Here is a 19,421-nt window from a genome sequence, read left to right on the forward strand (position 1 = left end):
ATGGGAAACGTACAGGGGATGCTGCGTGCCGCCCGTAAGCTGCTGGGCACCAGGGAGAACCCGCCCGGCTCCAACCGCAACCACATCACGCGCTGGTACGGGTTCACCGGCCCGTGGTGCGACATGGCGGTCAGCTACGCGGCCGCCCACTCCGACAACCTGCCCGCCGTCATGGGCAAGTTCGCGCTGACGACCGCGCACGCCAGGGCCTTCCAGAAGAAGGGCCGCTTCCACTACGGCATAGGCGGCATCCGGCCGGGCGACATCGTGTTCTTCGACTGGTCCGGTTCGCGCTCCATCGGCCGGATCGACCACGTCGGCATCGTGGAGGCGGTCCACAAGAACCGCACCATCATCACGCTGGAGGGCAACACGTCCAACGCCTTCCTCCGCCGTCGCCGCAACTCGGCCTGCATCGTCGGGTACGGGCGGCCCGCCTACAAGGGCGGCAGCGCACCGATGCCGGGCAACGACGGCATCCTGCGCCGGGGTTCCAAGGGGCAGGCGGTCAAGACGCTCCAGAAGAACCTCAACACGGTGCAGAAGGCGAAGCTGGCCGTGGACGGTGACTTCGGGCCGGCCACCGAGAGGGCGCTGAAGGCCTTCCAGGCCAGGCACAAGCTGCCCGTCGACGGGGCGTACGGGCCGAGCACGGCGGCGATGATGAAGGCGGTCCTCGCCGGCCGGAACAAGCCGATCCGGCCGATGGCGGTGGTGGCGAAGGCCTCGGGCGCCCTGGAGGTCGACGGCCAGTTCGGCCCGGCCACCTGTGCGGCGCTCCAGCGGGCGCTGAACGACAAGGCGAAAGCGGGGCTCGATGTGGACGGCGCCTTCGGGCCGCTGACCATCACGGCGCTCCAGCGGTACGTCGAGGCGAAGGCGGACGGCATCGTCGGTCCGGAGACCGTCACCGCCCTGCAGCGTCACCTCGGTTCGGCGCTGAGCGGCACCTGGGACGCGGACACCACCCGCCTGCTCCAGAAGGCCCTGAACGCGGGCTCCTTCTGACGCGGGTCTCCGACCGGGGCAACCGGGGGGCCGGGCGTCACACGAGGGGACGTCCGGCCTCGCCCACAGCCACCGGGTGCACCGAGGCGCGGCTCCACGCCACCCGGTTCCGCCGGACGTGCGAGCGGGGGGCGGTGTCCGGCGCCGGAGGGGGTAGGCAGGACCGCACACGACCATCGCGTGCGCCGAGGAGAGAGAGCATGACCGACGACGCCTACCTGTTTCTCGTGGACGGCCCGGCCACCGCGCCGGGCGCGCCCGTCACCGCCGTGGGGGACCTGGCGTGCCTGGAGACCCCCGCGGTACGGGCCTGGCTGGACGCGCACGGTGTCACCGCCGCCTCGGGCGCGCTCCGGCTGCTGCCGCCCGAGGAGACGGCGGCCATTCCGGAGGGTGCGGAGAAGCTGCCCGTTCCGCTGGGCGACGAGGAGCTGAGCCAACTGCGCCACGCGCTCGCGCCCGGTGCACTCGCCCGGGTGGAGGAGGAGCTGCTCGCCTACCGCGACTGCGCCGGTGACCGGGACGCGCTGCTGGCCCGGGCCGCGGCGGCGGGGGTCGCGCCGCACCGCATCGTGGAACTCACCGGCGAGGACCCCGCCACCGTGGCGTCGGTGGCGTCCGCGGCCGCGGGGCGGCGGCCCGGTGCCGCGGACCGCCGGGACTGACGTCGCCTCAGTAGAGTGGGGCGCGGATCGCCGAGCGCCCTGGGCCGGCCCGCGCGGCACGGCCCGGACGCACCCGCTCACGTGCGAGGAGACGCCGTTGAGAATGCTCATCAACGTACCCGAGACCGTTGTCGCCGACGCGCTGCGCGGGATGGCGGCCGCGCACCCGGAGCTCACCGTGGACGTCGAGAACCGGGTGGTCGTGCGGCGGGACGCGCCGGTGGCCGGGAAGGTGGCCCTGGTGTCGGGGGGCGGGTCGGGGCACGAGCCGCTGCACGCCGGGTTCGTCGGGCCCGGGATGCTGGCGGCCGCCTGTCCCGGCGAGGTGTTCACCTCGCCGGTGCCGGACCAGATGGTGCGGGCGGCTGCGGCCGTGGACAGCGGGCGGGGGGTGCTGTTCGTCGTCAAGAACTACACCGGTGACGTGCTGAACTTCGAGATGGCGGCCGAGCTCGCCGAGGACGAGGGCGTGCAGGTCGCCAAGGTGCTGGTGGACGACGACGTGGCCGTGTCCGGCAGCACGTACACGGCGGGGCGGCGCGGGACGGGGGCCACGCTGTTCGTGGAGAAGATCGCGGGCGCGGCCGCCGAGGAGGGTGCCCCGCTGGAGCGGGTGGAGGCGGTCGCCCGGCGGGTGAACGCGCGGGCCCGCAGTTTCGGCGTGGCGCTGAGCGCCTGCTCGACGCCCGCGAAGGGCGGCCCGACGTTCGACCTGCCGCCGGGCGAGCTGGAGTTGGGCGTCGGCATCCACGGTGAGCCGGGGCGGGAGCGGCGGCCCATGATGACCGCGCGGGAGATCGCCGACTTCGCGGTGGACGCGGTGCTGGAGGACCTGCGGCCGAGCGGTCCGGTGCTGGTGCTGGTGAACGGCATGGGTGCGACCCCGCTGCTGGAGCTGTACGGGTTCAACGCCGAGGTGCAGCGGGTGCTGGGCGAGCGGGGGGTGGCCGTGGCCCGTACGCTGGTCGGGAACTACGTGACCTCGCTGGACATGGCGGGCTGTTCGGTGACCCTGTGCCAGGCGGATGAGGAACTGCTGCGCCTGTGGGACGCGCCCGTGCGGACGGCCGCCCTCCGGTGGGGAATGTGAGGCCCGTGATGCTGGACGCGGAGTTCTTCCGCCGCTGGATGACCGGTACGGCCGCCGCCGTGGAGCGGGAGGCGGACCGGCTGACCGAGCTGGACGCGGCGATCGGCGACGCCGACCACGGCGCCAATCTGCGGCGCGGCTTCGCCGCGGTGGTGGCCGCCCTGGAGTCCGAGCCGCCCGGTACGCCGGGGGCGGTGCTCACGCTGGCGGGGCAGCGGCTCATCTCGACGGTCGGCGGCGCCTCGGGGCCTCTGTACGGGACGCTGCTGCGGCGTACGGGCAAGGCGCTGGGCGACGCCGCCGAGGTGGCGCCGGTGCAGCTCGCCGAGGCGCTGCGCGCGGGTGTGGCCGCGGTGGCGCAGCTCGGCGGGGCGGCGGCCGGGGACAAGACGATGCTGGACGCGCTGGAACCGGCCGTGGAGGCGCTGGCCGAGTCGCTGGGGGCGTCGTTCGGGGCGGCGGCCGAGGCGGCGGACCAGGGGGCGCTCGCGACCGTGCCGATGCGGGCCCGCAAGGGCAGGGCGAGCTACCTCGGGGAGCGCAGTGTCGGCCACCAGGACCCGGGCGCGACGTCGTCGGCGCTGCTGATCGCCGCCCTCGCCGGGGCGGAGGGGGCGCGGTGAGCGCGCGGGTGGGCATCGTGCTCGTCTCGCACAGCGCGGCGGTGGCGTCGTCCGTCGCCGAGCTGGCCCGGGGCCTGTCGGGTGGCGGGGAGACCGCGCCGGTGGCGGCGGCGGGCGGCACGGCGGACGGTGGTCTGGGCACCAGCGCGGAGCTGATCACCCGGGCGGCGGCGGAGGTCGACGGCGGGGCGGGCGTGGCGGTGCTGGTGGACCTGGGCAGCGCCGTGCTGACGGTGAAGGCCCTGCTCGCGGAGGGCGACGAGCTGCCCTCCGGCACGCGACTGGTGGACGCGCCGTTCGTGGAGGGCGCGGTCGCGGCGCTGGTCACGGCGTCGGCGGGCGGTGACCTGGAGGCGGTGACGGCGGCCGCGTCGGAGGCGTACGGGTACCGCAAGGAGTGACGGCGCCCGGTGGTGGAGCCGGTGTCCGCACAGGTGCGCGGGTTGTGATGTACCTGGTCAACGCACTACTGTCGCAGGGCCTTGGTGTACGGGAAACCGGTGCGGTACCGGTGCGGCCCTCGCCACTGTGATCGGGAAGTCCGGCTCCACTCCCTGGGAAACCACCCCGGGAAGCCACTGGAACGCCGCGGGAGACCGCGGGGTCCGGGAAGGCGGAGTCGCGGCGGCACGACCTGCCATCCCGTCAGCCAGGAGACCGGCCAGGGCGCGTTGTCCATCCACGAGGTGCTGGAGAGGGTCTCCCACATCATGCATATCGCCGAGGGGTATCTGCCCCCTGCGCACGCGGTCGCCTGGACCGTCGCCGCCGCTCCCTTCGTCGCCCATGGCGTCCGGGCCCTGAGCCGGGAGGTCAAGGCCAACCCCGAGTCGACCCTGCTGCTCGGCGCGTCCGGTGCCTTCACTTTTGTCCTTTCCGCCCTGAAACTGCCGTCGGTAACGGGCAGTTGCTCGCACCCGACGGGCACGGGGCTGGGCGCGATCCTCTTCCGGCCGCCGATCATGGCGGTGCTCGGCACCATCACCCTGCTGTTCCAGGCGCTGCTGCTGGCGCACGGCGGCCTGACGACGCTGGGCGCCAACGTCTTCTCGATGGCGATCGTCGGCCCGTGGGCCGGCTTCGGGGTGTACTGGCTGCTGCGCCGCTTCGACGTGCCCCTGATGGTGAGCGTGTTCGCCGGGGCCTTCGTGGCCGACCTGTCCACGTACTGCGTGACCAGCGTGCAGCTCGCGCTGGCCTTCCCGGACCCGAGCAGCGGTGTCGCGGGCGCGCTGGCGAAGTTCGGCGGGATCTTCGCGGTCACCCAGATCCCGCTCGCCGTCAGCGAGGGTCTGCTGACCGTGCTGGTGATGCGGCTGCTGATGCAGTCCAGCAAGGGCGACCTCGCCCGCCTCGGCGTCCTGCCGGTGAAGAAGGAGGCCGTGGTCCGATGAGCCGCAACGCCAGGATCAACACGCTGCTGCTGCTCGTGGTGGTGGCACTCGCCGTCCTCCCGCTCGCGCTGGGCATGGGCGACCACAAGGAGGAGCCGTTCACCGGCGCCGACGCGCAGGCCGAGACCGCGATCACCGAGCTGGACCCGGACTACGAGCCGTGGTTCAGCCCGCTGTACGAGCCGCCGTCCGGCGAGATCGAGTCGGCGCTGTTCGCGCTCCAGGCGGCCCTGGGCGCGGGTGTGCTCGCGTACTACTTCGGTCTGCGGCGCGGCCGCCGGCAGGGGGAGGCCCGGGCGCGGGCGGAGGTACCGGGTCTTCCGGGCGCCGACGCACCGGACGGTTCGGCTCCGGCCGACCGGCAGCCCTCCGCGTAGCGGCCGGTGCTGCCGATCGACGCGGCGGCGCACAGCAGTCGCTGGCGCCGCCGCCATCCGTGCGAGAAGGCGGTGCTGGGCTTCGGGCTGACGGCGCTGGCGGTCTGTCTGCCGCCCTGGCCGGGCGCCGTGCTGGTGGCGGCGGCCGCGCTGGCCGTCCTGCTCGGTCCCGCCGGGGTGGCGCCGCGGCAGGTGTGGCGGGCGTGGCGCATCCCGCTCGGCTTCTGCGTCACGGGCGCGGTGCCGCTGCTGTTCCAGGTGGGCGGGGCGGGTGGTCTGGTCACGCTCGCGCCGGACGGGCCGGTGCATGCGGGGCAGTTGCTGCTGCGGACGTCGGCGGCCTCGCTCGGGGTGCTGCTGTTCGCGTTCACCACGCCGGTGTCCGACGTGCTGCCCCGGCTGGTGCGGGCCGGGGTTCCGGCGCCGGTGGTGGACGTGGCGCTGGTGATGTACCGGATCAGCTTCCTGCTGCTGGACGCGGTGCGGCGGGTCCGGGAGGCGCAGGCGGCGCGGCTCGGGCTGACGAGCCGGGCGGCGGCCTGGCGCTCGCTCGCGGGTCTGGGCGCGACGGCGTTCGTGCGCGCCTTCGACCGGGCGGCGCGGCTCCAGACGGGGCTGGCCGGGCGCGGCTACGACGGCACCCTGCGGGTGCTGGTGCCGCCGGCGGCGGTCTCCGGGCGGTTCCTGGGGGCGAGCGCGGCGCTGCTCGCCGGTCTGGTCGCCCTCACTCTCGTACTCGAAAGGTGTCTGCCGTGACTTCTGCCGCCGTCGTGGAGCTCGTGGGCGCGGGGTACGCCTACGAGGACGGCCCCGCCGTGCTGCGGGGCGTGGATTTCGCCGTGCCCGAGGGGCGGTCCATCGCGCTGCTCGGCCGCAACGGCAGCGGGAAGACGACCATGCTCCGGCTGCTGAGCGGTGGCCTGCGGTGCGTGAGCGGGCAGTTGCGCCTGGAGGGGCGGGAGGTGTCGTACGACAGGGCGGGGCTGACCCGGCTGCGGACGACGGTGCAGCTCGTGGTGCAGGACCCGGACGACCAGCTCTTCGCGGCGTCCGTGGGCCAGGACGTGTCGTTCGGGCCGATGAACCTGGGGCTGCCGGAGGCGGAGGTGCGGGAGCGGGTGCGCGAGGCGCTGGAGGCGCTGGACATCGCGGCGCTGGAGGACCGGCCGACGCACCTGCTGTCGTACGGGCAGCGCAAGCGCGCCGCGATCGCGGGCGCGGTCGCCATGCGCCCCCGGGTGCTGGTGCTCGACGAGCCCACGGCCGGCCTCGACCCGCACGGCCAGGAGCGGCTGCTGGCCGTCCTGGACCGGCTGCGGGCCGCCGGGACGACGGTCGTCATGGCCACGCACGACGTGGACCTGGCGCTGCGGTGGGCCGACGACGCGGCCGTCCTGACCCCGGCCGGCCTGCGCACCGGCCCGGTGGCGGGGCTGCTGGCGGACCAGGACCTCCTGGACGCGGCCGGTCTGCGCCGCCCCTGGGGCATGGCGGTGGCCCGGGTGCTCCGGGGCCGTGGCCTGCTGGGAGCGGAGGAGCCGGGTCCGCGCACCCCGGAGGAGCTGGAGGACTGGGCGGCGGCGGTCCGCGGGGCGTAGGGGCGCCCGGCCCCGGAGGCGGGCCGGGGGGTGGGGTAGCGCAGGTCACTCGGCGATCGTTATGCAACTTGTTGCACAAGGCGGCCGGGGTCGTCTACAACTGGGGCGACGACATCGCGCGAGGAGGCGCCCCCATGACTGCGACCCCGGCCCCGGTCCCGTACCCGCACCTGCTGAAGCCCCTGGACCTGGGCTTCACCACCCTGCCCAACCGGGTGCTCATGGGGTCGATGCACGTCGGGCTGGAGGAGGCCGAGAACGGGTTCGCGCGCATGGCGGCCTTCTACGCCGAGCGCGCCCGGGGCGGCGTCGGGCTGATCGTGACCGGCGGCATCGCGCCGAACGAGGCGGGCCGGCCGTACGAGGGCGGGGCCATGCTCACCACCGAGGAGGAGGCCGCCAGGCACCGCGTCGTGACGGACGCCGTGCACGAGGCCGGTGGGCGGATCGCGATGCAGATCCTGCACTTCGGGCGGTACGCGTACCACCGCGACCTCGTCGCGCCGAGCGCGATCCAGGCGCCGATCAGCCCCTTCGTGCCGAACGAACTGACCGACGCCGAGGTCGAGCGGACCGTCGAGGACTACGTGCGGGCGGCGCTGCTGGCGAAGTCGGCGGGCTACGACGGCGTCGAGATCATGGGCTCCGAGGGCTACCTGATCAACGAGTTCATCGCCGCCGCGACCAATCACCGCACCGACCGGTGGGGCGGCTCCTACGAGAACCGGGTCCGCTTCCCGTTGGAGATCGTCCGCCGCACGCGTGAGCGGCTCGGCGAGGACTTCATCCTGATCTACCGGCTCTCCATGCTGGACCTGGTGCCGGGCGGCTCGTCCCTGGAGGAGGTCGTCGCGCTCGCCAAGGAGATCGAGGCGGCCGGCGCCACACTGATCAACACCGGTGTCGGCTGGCACGAGGCCCGCATCCCCACCATCGCCACCTCGGTGCCGCGCGGCGCCTACACCTGGGTGACCAAGCGGCTGATGGGCTCGGTGTCCATCCCGCTGATCACCAGCAACCGCGTCAACACCCCCGAGGTCGCCGAGCGCATCCTCGCCGAGGGCCGCGCCGACATGGTCTCGATGGCCCGCCCCTTCCTCGCCGACCCCGACTTCGTCGCCAAGGCCGAGCAGGGCCGGCCGGAGACCATCAACACCTGCATCGGCTGCAACCAGGCCTGCCTGGACCACACCTTCAGCGGGAAGATCACCTCCTGCCTGGTCAACCCGCGCGCCTGCCACGAGACCGAGCTGGTCCTCTCCCCCACCCGGCTGCGCAAGCGCGTCGCCGTGGTCGGCGCCGGCCCGGCCGGGCTCGCCTGCTCGGTCAGCGCGGCCGAGCGCGGCCACGACGTGACGCTGTTCGACGCGGCCGACGAGATCGGCGGGCAGCTCAACATCGCCAAGCGGGTGCCCGGCAAGGAGGAGTTCGACGAGACGCTGCGCTACTTCCGCACCCAGCTCGAGCTGCGCGGCGTGGACGTGAGGCTCGGCACGTACGCCACCGCCGAGCTGCTCTCCGGGTACGACGAGGTCGTCGTCGCCACCGGTGTCACCCCGCGCACCCCCGCCATCGAGGGCGTCGGCCACCCGAGCGTGGTCAGCTACCTGGACGTGCTGCGGGACGGCGCGCCGGTGGGCGAGCGGGTCGCGATCATCGGGGCCGGCGGCATCGGCTTCGACGTGGCGGAGTTCCTGACCGACGGCGGTGAGGGCGCGAGCCAGGACGCCGAGACCTACTTCCGGCAGTGGGGCGTCGACACCTCCTACGCCGGGCGCGGCGGGCTGCGCGCCCCGGAGCGGCCGAAGCCGCCGCGCACCGTGCACCTGCTCCAGCGCAAGGCGTCCAAGGTCGGCGCTGGCCTCGGCAAGACGACCGGCTGGATCCACCGCACGGAGCTCAAGCACCGGGGCGTCACCATGGTCGCGGGCGCGACCTACGAGCGGATCGACGACGAGGGCCTGCACATCACCGTCGACGGCGAGGCGCGCACCGTACCGGTCGACACGGTGGTGCTGTGCACGGGCCAGGAGCCGCGGCGCGAGCTGTACGAGGAGCTGGTCGCGGCGGGCGCGTCGGTCCACCTCATCGGTGGTGCGGACGTGGCGGCCGAGCTGGACGCCAAGCGCGCGATCGACCAGGGGACGCGGCTGGCGGCGACCCTGTGACCCCGCGTCCCTAGGATGCGGTCATGTCACTCCCCCACGCGATCCTCACCGCCCTGCTCGAGAAGCCGTCCTCGGGCCTGGAGCTGACCCGCCGCTTCGACCGGTCGATCGGCTACTTCTGGTCGGCCACGCACCAGCAGATCTACCGCGAGCTGGGAAAACTGGAGCAGGCGGGGCACATCCGGGCCCTGCCCGCCCCGGTTCCGGCCCGTGGGCAGAAGAAGGAGTACGAGGTGCTCCCGGCGGGCCGGGCCGAGCTGACGGACTGGGTGCGGCGCAGCGAGGACCCCAAGGCGATCCGGGACGCCCTGCTGCTGCGCCTGCGCGCCGCGGCCGTGGTGGGAACCGAGGGCCTCGCGGACGAGCTGCGCCGTCATCTCGCCCTGCACCAGGCACAGTTGGAGGAGTACCTGGGGATGGAGGAGCGGCAGTTCCCGCCGGAGCGGAACTCCGAGGCGGACCGGCTGCGCCATCTGGTGCTGCGCGGGGGCATCGAGCTGGAGCGGTTCTGGACGGCGTGGCTGACGGAGGCGCTCCAGGAGCTCGACTGTTAACGGTAATCATTTTCATATAGCGTGGCCGCCACCGTACCCGACGATGGAGGTCGCCCGGCCATGGCCGTACCCAAGCGCAAGATGTCCCGCTCCAACACCCGCCACCGGCGCGCCCAGTGGAAGGCGTCCACGCCCCAGCTCGTGACCGTCACGGTCGACGGCGCCGTCCACCAGGTGCCGCAGCGCCTGGTGAAGGCGTACGAGCGCGGCCTGATCCGCCCGGAGGGCTGAGCGCGATGACGACGGCCACGGCGGCCGGCACCGACGCCCGCCTGCCGGTCACGGTCCTCTCCGGCTTCCTCGGCGCCGGGAAGACGACCCTGCTCAACCACCTCCTGAGCAACCGGGACGGGTTGCGGGTCGCCGTGATCGTCAACGACATGAGCGAGGTCAACATCGACGCCGCCCTGGTGCGCGGCGGCGGCGCGGCGCTCTCCCGCACCGAGGAACGGCTGGTCGAGCTGACCAACGGGTGCATCTGCTGCACCCTGCGCGACGACCTGCTTCAGGAGGTGGACCGGCTGGCCCGCGAGGGCCGCTTCGACCACCTGCTCATCGAGTCCAGCGGCATCAGCGAGCCGATGCCGGTCGCCGCCACCTTCGCCTTCCCGCGCGACGACGGCGCCACGCTGGGCGACCTGGCCCGGCTCGACACCATGGTCACCGTCGTCGACGCGGCGAACTTCCTGCCCGAACTCGTCGGCGGCGACGGGCTCGCGGAGCGCGGCCTGGACCAGTACGAGGACGACGAGCGGACCGTCAGCGATCTCCTGATGGACCAGATCGAGTTCGCCGACGTGATCGTCGTCAACAAGCTGGACCTGGTCGGCGAGGCGGACGCGGCCCGGCTCACGGCCGCCCTGACCCGCCTCAACCCGGCCGCACGGCTCGTGCCCGCCGTACGCGGCCGGGTGGAACCGGGCCAGGTGCTCGGCACCGGCCTGTTCGACCTGGAGCGCGCCCAGCAGGCGCCCGGCTGGGTCATGGAGCTCAACGGCGACCACGTGCCCGAGACGGAGGAGTACGGCATCTCCTCCACCGTCTTCCGGGCCGGCCGGCCCTTCCACCCGGACCGGCTGTGGCGGTTCGTCACCGAGCGGCTCGACAGCGGGGAGTACGGCCTGGTCCTGCGCTCCAAGGGGTTCTTCCGGCTGGCCGGCCGCGACCGGGTGACAGGCCTGTGGTCCCAGGCCGGGTCGGTGGCCCGGTTCGAGCCGTCCGGCACCCACGACCACGGCGGCCAGGAGCAGGAGCTGGTGTTCATCGGCACCGGACTGCGCGCCGACGCCCTCCACCGGGCGCTGGACGCCTGCCTGGTGGCGGAGGGCGAGAGCGGCCCGTGGAACGACCCCTTCCCCGCGTGGGACGTCCACGTCACCGGCGAATCCTGCGACCACGAACACGCCTCAGCGCTCTAGCGCCTTCCGCCAGGCCGACTCCCGCAGCAGCCGGAGCCCGTTGAGGCCGACGAGCACGGTGGAACCCTCGTGGCCCGCCACGCCCAGGGGCAGGGGCAGGTGGCCCGCCAGGTCCCAGATGACCAGCGCCCCGATGCACACCCCGGCGATCACCAGGTTCTGCGCCACGAGCCGTCGGGCGCGCCGGGAGAGGGCCACGACGGCCGGGACGGTGGCCAGTTCGTCGCGCACCACCACGGCGTCGGCGGTCTCCAGGGCCAGGTCGGAGCCGGCGCGGCCCATGGCGATGCCGCTGTGCGCGGCGGCGAGCGCGGGCGCGTCGTTGACGCCGTCGCCGACCACGAGGGTGCGCAGCCCGGCGCGTTCCCAGTCCCGTACGGCCGCGACCTTGTCCTCGGGCAGCAGTCCGGCCCGTACGTCGGTGATGCCGGCCTCGGCGGCCACGCGCCGAGCCGCGCGGTCGTTGTCGCCGGTCAGCAGCGTGGGCGCGGTGCCGCTGAGCCGGGCGAGGGCGGCGACCGCGGCCGGGGCCCCGTCGCGCAGCCGGTCGGCGACGCCGAGCACGGCGACGGGTGCGCCGTCGACGGCCACCACGACGGCGGTCCGCCCCGCGGCCTCCAGTTCACGGACGGCGGGCCACGGTTCGGTCGGGCGGCCCACCGTGACCTCCCGGCCGTCGACGACGGCCCGTACTCCCTGCCCCGGGGTGGACGAGAAGTCGGTGGCGCGGGGCACCGTGAGACCGCGTTCGCGGGCGGCGGCCACCACCGCGCGGGCGAGGGGGTGTTCGCTCGGCAGCTCGGCGGCGGCGGCCAGGGCGAGGACCTCCGGCTCGGCCGAGGGGCCGGTCAGCCGTACCTCGGCGACCCGGGGCGTGCCCTCGGTCAGCGTGCCGGTCTTGTCGAGCGCGACCCGGTCGACCTGGCCGAGCCGCTCCATCACCACGGCCGACTTGACGAGGACGCCGTGCCGGCCGGCGTTGGCGATCGCGGAGAGCAGCGGCGGCATGGTGGCGAGGACGACCGCGCACGGCGATGCCACGATCATGAAGGTCATGGCGCGCAGCAGGGTTTCGGTGAAGTCCGCGCCGAGGGCCAGGGGGATCGCGAAGAGCGCGAGGGTGGCGACGACGACGCCCACCGAGTAGCGCTGCTCGACCTTCTCGATGAAGAGCTGGGTGGGGGCCTTGGTGGCGCTCGCCTCCTCCACCAGGGCGACGATCCGGGCGATCACGGATTCCGAGACGTCCTTGTCGACCCGTACGCGCAGGGCGCCGGTGCCGTTGAGGGTGCCCGCGAACACGGTGTCGCCGGGGGCCTTGGCGGCGGGCAGCGGCTCGCCGGTGATGGTGGCCTGGTCGACGTCGCTCGTGCCGTCGAGGACGGTGCCGTCCGCCGGGAGCCGCTCCCCCGGCCGTACGAGCACGGTGTCGCCCACTCGCAGGGCGGCCACGTCCACGGCCTCCTCCGACGTTCCGGTCAGCCGGACGGCCCGGGCGGGGGCCAGGTCCAGCAGGCCGCGCACGGAGTCGGCGGTGCGCCTGGTGGCGAGCGCCTCCAGGGCGCCCGACACGGCGAAGATCACGATCAGGAGCCCGCCGTCCAGGTACTGCCCGATCGCGGCGGCGCCGAGCGCGGCCACGACCATCAGCAGGTCGACGTCGAGGGACTTCTCCCGCAGGGCCTGGAGCCCGGCCCAGCCGGGCTCCCAGCCGCCCGCCGCGTAACAGACGGCGTAGAGCGGGCCCCACGCCCACGCCGGGGCCCCGGCCAGGTCGAGCGGGAGCGCGGCGAGGAAGGCCGCGGCGGACAGCGCCGCCCAGCGCACCTCGGGCAGCGAGAACAGCCTGGTCCGGCGGGGTGGCGGGACGGCGCGGGCGGCCGGGGCCGCGGGCCTGGTGTCGAGCACCGGGGAAGCCATGGACGTGCCCTTCCTTCACGGGACGGCGGAGACGCGCACCACCATAGCGGAACACATGAAGAGATCTTCATCTGTACGAGTGGGCACGCGGTTACGATGGCCCGCATGGGACACGGAGTGCACGGCGAGACGACCCCAGCGGCCCGCCTGGACGCGGAGGCCGCCGCCACCATCGCCGCCACGCTCCAGGCCCTCGCCACGCCGTCCCGGCTGATGATCCTCACCCGGCTGCGCCAGGGGCCGTGCGGAGTCACGGAGCTGGCCGAGTCGGTCGCCATGGAGCAGTCGGCGGTCTCGCACCAACTGCGGCTGCTGCGCGCCCTGGGACTGGTCACCGGGACGCGGCACGGCCGGCGCATCGAGTACAGCCTTTACGACAACCATGTCGCCCAGCTCCTCGACGAGGCCGTCTACCACATCGAGCACCTCCGGCTGGGCGCGCGCGATCTTCCCGGACGCACCGTGGATACTGGTGGGTCATAGCCGGGCGGACGCGAAGGGGCGCGCATGACCGACCAGTTGGGAACCGACCGCACGACACGGCACGCCGTGGTCATCGGCGGCAGTATCGCGGGACTGCTCGCCGCCCGGGTGCTCGCCGAGCACGCCGAGCGGGTGACGGTCGTGGAGCGCGACCGCTTCCCCGAGGAGCCCGGGCCACGCGCGGGCGTGCCACAGGGACGGCACCTGCACGTACTGATCGACGGCGGCCAGCGCGCGCTGGGGCAGTTGCTCCCGGGCGTCCTGGACGAGCTGCGGGAGCAGGGGTCGCCGAAGGTCGGCATGCCCGAGGACGTGGTCCAGTGGCAGGGCGGCGTGTGGTACCGCCGCACCCCGGCCAGCGCCCACCTCTTCACCGGCTCCCGCCCCCTGGTCGAACAGGTGGTGCGGCGCCGCGTCCTGGCCGATCCGAGGATCGAGGTGGTGGAGGGCACGGAGGCCGTGGGCCTCGCCGGTGACGCCACCCGGGTGCGCGGGGTGCGCCTGCGCGAGCGCGGGGCGGGGCGGACCGAGGGGACGCGCACACTGGAGGCCGACCTGGTGGTGGACGCGTCGGGCCGGGGCTCGCGCGCCCCGCAGTGGCTGGCGGAGCTCGGGGCGGAGCCGCCGCGCGAGGAGGTCATCGACACGGGCCTGGCGTACGCGACCCGCGTCTACCGGCCGGGGCCGGCCGCGGACACCGGGGACTTCACCGGCCAGTACATCGTGCCCAACCCCGAGCAGACGTACAGCGGTGTGGTGCTGCCCATCGAGGGCGGACGCTGCCTGGTCACCCTCTCCGGGCTGCGCGGTCAGGAACCGCCCACGGACGAGGACGCGTTCGAGGCGTACGCGGAGCGGCTGCCGCACCCGGTCCTGCGCGACTGGCTGGCCAAGGCGGAGCCGGTGTCGGCGGTGCACGGCTTCCGTACGACGGCCAACGTGCGGCGCCGCTACGACCTCCCGGGGCGGCGCCCGGCCGGGTTCCTCGCCACGGGCGACGCCCTGTGCACCTTCAACCCGATCTACGGACAGGGCATGTCCGTCGCCGCGATCGGCGCGGTGGCCCTGCGCGAGGCGCTGGGCGACCCGCGCCGGACGCCGACCACGCGGCGCGTCCAGCGGGTGCTGTGCGACGCGGCCCGGCAGGCGTGGGACATCTCGGCGGGCGCGGACAAGAACATGCCGGGTGCGCGGGGCGACGCCGCACGGACCCGGGCCGCCGACCGCCCGGCCGCCTGGTACCTGCGGCGCGTGCAGGAGCGGGCACCCGGCGACCCGGTCGTGGGCGCCGCGTTCCGGTCGGCCCTGTCGCTGGCGGAGCCGCTCACCGCCCTGTTCGCCCCGCCGGTGCTGCGGGCCGTGCTGTTCGGCCCGGTGCGCCCCGCCCCGGTCGAGCCGCCCCTCCACAAGGAGGGCACGGAGGGCTGACCCGGCTCAGGGGCGCATGACCACCTTCACGGCCCCCTCCTCCTTCTGCTGGAACATCCGGTACGCGTGCGGGGCGTCCGCGAGCGGGAGGTGGTGGGTGGCGAAGTCGTCCACGCCGAGCGGGTCGACGTCCGTGAGGAGCGGCAGGATGTCGTCGACCCAGCGGCGGACGTTGGCCTGGCCCATGCGGAGCTGGATCTGCTTGTCGAACAGGGTGAGCATCGGCAGCGGGTCGGCCGCGCCGCCGTAGACACCGCTCAGGGAGATGGTCCCGCCCCGGCGCACCAGGCCGATGGCCAGGTAGAGGGCGGCCAGCCGGTCGGCGCCCACCTTCTGGTGGAGCTTGGCCGCCCACGCCTTGGGGAGCAGCCCGGCCGCGTTCTGCTGCAGACGGCCGACCGGGCTGCCGTGGGCCTCGGTGCCGACCGCGTCGATGACGGCGTCCGGGCCGCGGCCGGCCGTGCGGTCCTTGATGGCGCCGACGAGCTCGTCGTGGTCGTCGAACCCGCTCAGGTCGTACACCTCCACGCCGCGCTCCCGGGCGCGCTGGAGGCGTTCGGGCACGAGGTCGACGCCGATCACCTGGGCGGCGCCCTGGTGGAGGGCGATGCGGCAGCACATGTCGCCGATGGGGCCGAGCCCGAGCACGGCGACCGAGCCGCCCGGGGGCACGGCGGCGTACTGGACGGCCTGCCACGCGGTGGGCAGGACGTCGGAGAGGTAGAGGAAGCGGTCGTCCGGCGGGCCCTCCGGGACCTTGATGGGCCCGAAGTGCGCCTGCGGGACGCGGAGGTACTCGGCCTGGCCGCCGGGCACGGCCCCGTACAGCTTGGTGTAGCCGAAGAGCGCGGCACCCATGCCCTCCTCGGTGACCTGGGTGGTCTCGCACTGGGTGGGCAGGCCGGAGGTGCACATCCAGCAGTGCCCGCAGGCGATCTGGAACGGGACGACCACGCGGTCGCCCGGCTTCAGGCCCGGGACCTCGGGGCCGGCCTCCTCCACGATGCCCATCGGCTCGTGGCCGAGGATGTCACCCGGGGTCATGAACGGCGTCAGCACCTCGTACAGGTGCAGGTCCGAGCCGCACAGACCGGTGGACGTGACCCTGATGACCGCGTCGGTCGGCTCCTCGATCCTCGGGTCGGGCACCGTCTCCACCCGTACGTCGCGCTTTCCCTGCCATGTCACGGCCCTCATCGTGCGTGTCCCTTCACCGGCTCCTGCGGGGGCGCGGCCCGGGTACCCGGGCGCCGTGCCGGTGAATCCGTTTCGGCCAGAGTGCGACGGATCGGCGGGCACCCCCTTCCCCACAGGTTTAGACCAATGATAGGGATTGATCACCCACACGGCACGCTCGACTACGCTGAGCGAAGGAAATTGAGGGTTGAACATGGCTGAGTCCCAGGCTCCCGCGGCTCTTCCGCTCTACCTCCGGGTCGCCGCCGCGCTGCGCGACGACCTCACCCAGGGACGCATCGCCCCCGGCACCAGGCTTCCGTCCGAGCGCTCCCTGGTGCACCGCTTCCGGGTGAACCGCCACACCGTGCGCAACGCGCTCCAACTGCTGCGCGACGAGCGGCTGGTGGTGACCGAGCGGCGCGGCACGTTCGCCGCGGCCGCCGCTCCCGAGACGGCCGGCCCGGTCCTCGCGCCGGGCCTGCTGCGCTTCCCGTGCGGCACCGGCTCCCCCGAGGCGTCCGCCGTGACCCGGCTCGCCTGGGAGCCCACCCCGACCGTGCTCGCCGAACAACTGGGCCTTCCGCCCGGCGAGCCGTCGCTGGTCCACCGCCACCACGTGCCGGGCGCCGGTGGCAGCCCCGTGCAGGAGGCGCTGTCCCGGTTCTCCCGGCACGCGCTGGCCGAGGTCCCCGAACTGGCCCGCTACCGGCGGCCGGAGGCGTGGCCCGCGCGGCCCGACCTGCGGCTGCTGTACCACTGGATGCACCGCGCGGGACTGCGGCTGACGCGCCGGGAGTCGATCGGCGTCGGCCACGGGCCGGTCGCCACCACCTGCCTGACCGTGCACCGGGTGGTGAGCGACCAGCACGGCCACGTGCTGGAGGTGACCGACATCCGGTTCGCGCCGGAATCCGCCTCGTGGACCTACGAGTTCACCGGCTGACGCGTCAGACGATGCCCTCCGAGAGCTCCGCCTGCTCCCGCGCGGTGCCGTAGGGGGCCGGCGTGCCGTAGGAGCGGCGCGCGACGTACCACCACACGCTGGCGAGCACCAGCACCACCGCGAGCGCGATCACGGCGTAGTTCATCGAGTCGACGGTCACCGGCGACCTCTGCGGCAGGCAGAACAGCACGGTGACCACCGCGACCCACACCACCGCCGTCCAGCCGACCGGCTTGCTCCAGCGGCCCAGGGACCAGGGTCCCGGCCGGAACCGGTCGCCCGCCCGCAGCCGGAGGTAGATGGGGATCGCGTACGCGGGGGTGATGCCGATGACGTTGATGGCGGTGACCGCGCCGTAGGCGGTGGCCGAGTACAGCGACGGCACCGCGAGCAGCCCGGCGACGGTGACCGACAGCCAGACGGCGGGGACCGGGGTCTGGGTGCGGGCGCTGACCCTGCGCCAGAGCGGCGAACCGGGCAGCGCGTTGTCACGGCTGAAGGCGAACACCATCCGGCTGGCGGCGGCCACCTCGGCGTTCCCGCAGAAGAGCTGGGCCACGATCACGACGAGCAGCAGGGCGGCGGCGCCACCGGAGCCGAGCGCGTCGAGCAGGATCTGCGCGGGCGGCACACCGGTGGCGGTGTTCTGCGTGCCGGCGTAGTCCTGGATGGCGAAGGTCAGCCCCGCCAGCAGGGCGAAGCCGGCGATCCACGAGACCCAGATGGCCCGGACGATGCCCTTGGCCGCCGTGACGGACGCGTTGGACGTCTCCTCGGAGAGGTGGGCGGAGGCGTCGTAGCCGGAGAAGGTGTACTGGGCCAGCAGCAGGCCGATGGCCGCCACGTAGAGCGGGTTGGCCCAGCCGGTGTCGTTGACGAACTCCGTGAAGACGAACCCGGCCGACTGGTGGTGGTCGGGCACGATCGCCAGCGCCCCCACGATGACCGCGACCCCGGTCAGGTGCCACCAGACACTGATGGAGTTGAGGACGCTGACGAGGCGGACGCCGAAGAGGTTCAGCACGGCGTGCAGCAGCAGGATGCACAGGAAGATCACGAAGGTGGAGCCGGGCGTGGGCTCGAAGCCGAAGCGCAGGTTGAGGAACGCGCCGGTGAAGAGCGCGGCGCCGTAGTCGATCCCGGCGATCGCCCCGAGCAGGCCGAGCAGATTCAGCCAACCCGTGTACCAGCCCCAGCGCCGCCCGCCGAGCCGGTCCGCCATGTAGTAGAGGGCGCCCGAGGTGGGGTACGCGCTGGTCACCTCGGCGAGCGCCAGGCCGACGCAGAGCACGAACAGGCCCACGCCCGCCCAGCCCCACATCATCACGGCCGGTCCGCCGGTGCCGAGGCCGAAGCCGTAGAGGGTCATGCAGCCGGACAGCACGGAGATCACGGAGAAGCTGATGGCGAAGTTCCCGAAGCCGCCCATGCGGCGGGCCAGGACCGGCTGGTAGCCGAGCTCCCTCAGGCGCTCCTCCTCGTCCGGGGGCGGCGTCGACGGCCGCTCCTGGCCGGCCCAAAGGGTGCGGGACATGGCGGTACCTCCGAGTGGGTGGGGTGGGCGGTCGGTCAGCCGGGGACGTGCAGGCAGCGGGCGCGGGCGCGGGTGAACAGCTCCTCGGCCAGGGCCCGGTCCCCCGGGTCGCGGGTGCGGTACGCCCACGGCTGGGGGGTGTAGTACGGGCCCAGCGCGGTGAAGACCCGGGCGGCGTCGTCGAACCGGAGCGCTCCCCACAGGGCGTGGGCCAGGTGGCTGAGGTCGAGGAGCGACTCGGTGGCCGGATCGGTGTGGTCGAACCAGGCGAGCAGGGCCCGCTCCGCGTCGCGGGACGCGTCCTCGGCGACCCAGTGCAGATCCAGGGCCCGGTCCTGGCCCCGGTGGCGCCGGTAGCGCTCGACCCTGGCGTACAGCGGCAGGACGTGCAGGGCCGAGCCGGGCGGTGCCGAACCGGCGGCCCACTGGACGAAGTTGACGGCCTGCGGCAGGGAACCGCTGCCGGGCTGGCGGGCGTACAGGAACTGGAGCATCCGGTGGTACGCCTCGCGGTTGTGCGGGTCGCGCTTGTCGGCCTCCGCGAGCAGGTTCCACGGTCCGGGCGGCAGCATCGGCCCGGGCGGCCGCACCCGGTGGGCGTCCAGGCGCTGTCCGTCGTCGAGCACGGCCAGGGCCAGCAGGCACACCCAGGGCACCGGGTCGCCGGGGGCGACGTGGGAGGCGGCCTGGCACGCCTCCCAGGCGAGCCGCCACAGCTCGCCGGTGCGCGGGTGCGCCTCGCGGTGGGCGCGCAGGGCGCGTTCGACGGCGACGCGGGCGTGCATGACGGCCGCGGCCGGGCTGTGCGGCTGTTCGGCGCGCCAGACCTGGACGACGTCGGAGCCGGCCGCGACGGCGGCCAGCACCTGGGTGCGCCGGGTCCACGCGGACCAGTCGGCGGTGTCGTCCAGGAGCTGGGCCATCGACAGCCAGCGTCCGGTACGCAGGTCCTCCAGCACTCCCCGCAAGGCGCTGTCGTGGCCCGCCGGGTGGTACACCGGTGTGACGGTCATGGGTCCTCTGAGCGGACGGTGGGCGT

20 protein-coding genes and 1 riboswitch are annotated in these 19,421 nt (G+C 74.0%); of the genes, 16 read left to right on the forward strand and 4 right to left on the reverse strand.

All coding sequences use genetic code 11. The features are described 5' to 3' along the window. The 13 genes from E2B92_RS02625 (at position 1) to E2B92_RS02685 (ending at position 10,895) form a co-directional block, all read left to right on the forward strand. Positions 1-1,008 (forward strand): peptidoglycan-binding protein, encoded by a 1,008-nt coding sequence (locus E2B92_RS02625; RefSeq protein ID WP_126885739.1) that lies wholly within the window; start codon positions 1-3, stop codon positions 1,006-1,008. Positions 1,009-1,208: 200 nt separating this feature from the next. Further along, entirely contained in the window at positions 1,209-1,673 is a 465-nt protein-coding gene (locus E2B92_RS02630) for a DUF6003 family protein (protein WP_126885738.1), read from the forward strand. Positions 1,674-1,770: 97 nt separating this feature from the next. Further along, positions 1,771-2,763 carry a dihydroxyacetone kinase subunit DhaK gene (gene dhaK, locus E2B92_RS02635; protein ID WP_126885736.1) on the forward strand — a complete coding sequence of 331 codons (993 nt, stop codon included), beginning with the start codon at positions 1,771-1,773 and terminating at the stop codon, positions 2,761-2,763. A gap of 8 nt (positions 2,764-2,771) precedes the next feature. Then, the gene (gene dhaL / locus E2B92_RS02640) at positions 2,772-3,386 is read left to right on the forward strand and encodes a dihydroxyacetone kinase subunit DhaL (RefSeq protein WP_126885779.1); all 615 of its coding nucleotides are present in this window, start codon (positions 2,772-2,774) and stop codon (positions 3,384-3,386) included. After that, positions 3,383-3,787 (forward strand): PTS-dependent dihydroxyacetone kinase phosphotransferase subunit DhaM, encoded by a 405-nt coding sequence (locus E2B92_RS02645; RefSeq protein WP_126885734.1) that lies wholly within the window; start codon positions 3,383-3,385, stop codon positions 3,785-3,787. Before dhaL ends, E2B92_RS02645 begins: the two co-directional genes overlap by 4 nt. Positions 3,788-3,852: 65 nt before the next feature. Beyond that, positions 3,853-4,066: riboswitch (cobalamin riboswitch) on the forward strand. A gap of 30 nt (positions 4,067-4,096) precedes the next feature. Further along, on the forward strand, positions 4,097-4,780 hold the full coding sequence (locus E2B92_RS02650; protein ID WP_126885777.1) for an energy-coupling factor ABC transporter permease: 684 nt from the start codon (positions 4,097-4,099) through the stop codon (positions 4,778-4,780). After that, positions 4,777-5,157: an energy-coupling factor ABC transporter substrate-binding protein gene (locus E2B92_RS02655; protein WP_235023654.1), complete on the forward strand. Its 381-nt coding sequence runs from the start codon at positions 4,777-4,779 to the stop codon at positions 5,155-5,157. The genes E2B92_RS02650 and E2B92_RS02655 overlap by 4 nt, the downstream gene beginning before the upstream one ends. 6 nt (positions 5,158-5,163) lie before the next feature. Continuing rightward, positions 5,164-5,913 (forward strand): cobalt ECF transporter T component CbiQ, encoded by a 750-nt coding sequence (cbiQ, locus tag E2B92_RS02660; RefSeq protein ID WP_126885732.1) that lies wholly within the window; start codon positions 5,164-5,166, stop codon positions 5,911-5,913. Further along, entirely contained in the window at positions 5,910-6,755 is an 846-nt protein-coding gene (locus tag E2B92_RS02665; protein ID WP_126885730.1) for an energy-coupling factor ABC transporter ATP-binding protein, read from the forward strand. Before cbiQ ends, E2B92_RS02665 begins: the two co-directional genes overlap by 4 nt. A gap of 134 nt (positions 6,756-6,889) precedes the next feature. Further along, entirely contained in the window at positions 6,890-8,923 is a 2,034-nt protein-coding gene (locus tag E2B92_RS02670; protein ID WP_126883189.1) for an NADPH-dependent 2,4-dienoyl-CoA reductase, read from the forward strand. 23 nt (positions 8,924-8,946) lie between these two features. Continuing rightward, positions 8,947-9,477 (forward strand): PadR family transcriptional regulator, encoded by a 531-nt coding sequence (locus E2B92_RS02675; protein ID WP_126883188.1) that lies wholly within the window; start codon positions 8,947-8,949, stop codon positions 9,475-9,477. 60 nt (positions 9,478-9,537) lie between these two features. Beyond that, complete coding sequence (rpmF, locus tag E2B92_RS02680; protein WP_126883187.1) at positions 9,538-9,708, forward strand: 50S ribosomal protein L32; 171 nt, start codon at positions 9,538-9,540, stop codon at positions 9,706-9,708. A 5-nt stretch (positions 9,709-9,713) separates the two neighbouring features. Next, on the forward strand, positions 9,714-10,895 hold the full coding sequence (locus E2B92_RS02685) for a GTP-binding protein (RefSeq protein ID WP_126883186.1): 1,182 nt from the start codon (positions 9,714-9,716) through the stop codon (positions 10,893-10,895). Here E2B92_RS02685 and E2B92_RS02690 read toward each other — a convergent pair. Next, positions 10,884-12,815 (reverse strand): heavy metal translocating P-type ATPase, encoded by a 1,932-nt coding sequence (locus tag E2B92_RS02690; protein ID WP_126883185.1) that lies wholly within the window; start codon positions 12,813-12,815, stop codon positions 10,884-10,886. The two genes, E2B92_RS02685 and E2B92_RS02690, sit on opposite strands and share 12 nt — an antisense overlap. A 105-nt stretch (positions 12,816-12,920) precedes the next feature. Between E2B92_RS02690 and E2B92_RS02695 the strand changes: the two genes are divergently transcribed. Then, complete coding sequence (locus E2B92_RS02695; RefSeq protein WP_126883184.1) at positions 12,921-13,298, forward strand: ArsR/SmtB family transcription factor; 378 nt, start codon at positions 12,921-12,923, stop codon at positions 13,296-13,298. 24 nt (positions 13,299-13,322) lie between these two features. Continuing rightward, positions 13,323-14,726 carry an FAD-dependent oxidoreductase gene (locus E2B92_RS02700; RefSeq protein WP_126883183.1) on the forward strand — a complete coding sequence of 468 codons (1,404 nt, stop codon included), beginning with the start codon at positions 13,323-13,325 and terminating at the stop codon, positions 14,724-14,726. Positions 14,727-14,732: 6 nt separating this feature from the next. On the opposite strand, the gene E2B92_RS02705 is transcribed toward E2B92_RS02700, so the two are convergent. After that, on the reverse strand, positions 14,733-15,923 hold the full coding sequence (locus E2B92_RS02705) for a zinc-dependent alcohol dehydrogenase (RefSeq protein ID WP_126883182.1): 1,191 nt from the start codon (positions 15,921-15,923) through the stop codon (positions 14,733-14,735). 193 nt (positions 15,924-16,116) lie between these two features. Here E2B92_RS02705 and E2B92_RS02710 point away from each other — a divergent pair, with 193 nt between their 5' ends. After that, complete coding sequence (locus tag E2B92_RS02710; RefSeq protein WP_126883181.1) at positions 16,117-16,848, forward strand: GntR family transcriptional regulator; 732 nt, start codon at positions 16,117-16,119, stop codon at positions 16,846-16,848. A gap of 4 nt (positions 16,849-16,852) precedes the next feature. Here E2B92_RS02710 and E2B92_RS02715 read toward each other — a convergent pair whose 3' ends face one another. Both E2B92_RS02715 and E2B92_RS02720 read right to left on the reverse strand, forming a co-directional pair. Next, on the reverse strand, positions 16,853-18,382 hold the full coding sequence (locus tag E2B92_RS02715) for an amino acid permease (protein WP_126883180.1): 1,530 nt from the start codon (positions 18,380-18,382) through the stop codon (positions 16,853-16,855). 35 nt (positions 18,383-18,417) lie between these two features. Further along, entirely contained in the window at positions 18,418-19,395 is a 978-nt protein-coding gene (locus E2B92_RS02720) for a hypothetical protein (RefSeq protein ID WP_126883179.1), read from the reverse strand. Positions 19,396-19,421: the final 26 nt, after the last annotated feature.

It is taken from the genome of Streptomyces sp. WAC05374, assembly GCF_004353505.1.
Taxonomy (GTDB): domain Bacteria; phylum Actinomycetota; class Actinomycetes; order Streptomycetales; family Streptomycetaceae; genus Streptomyces.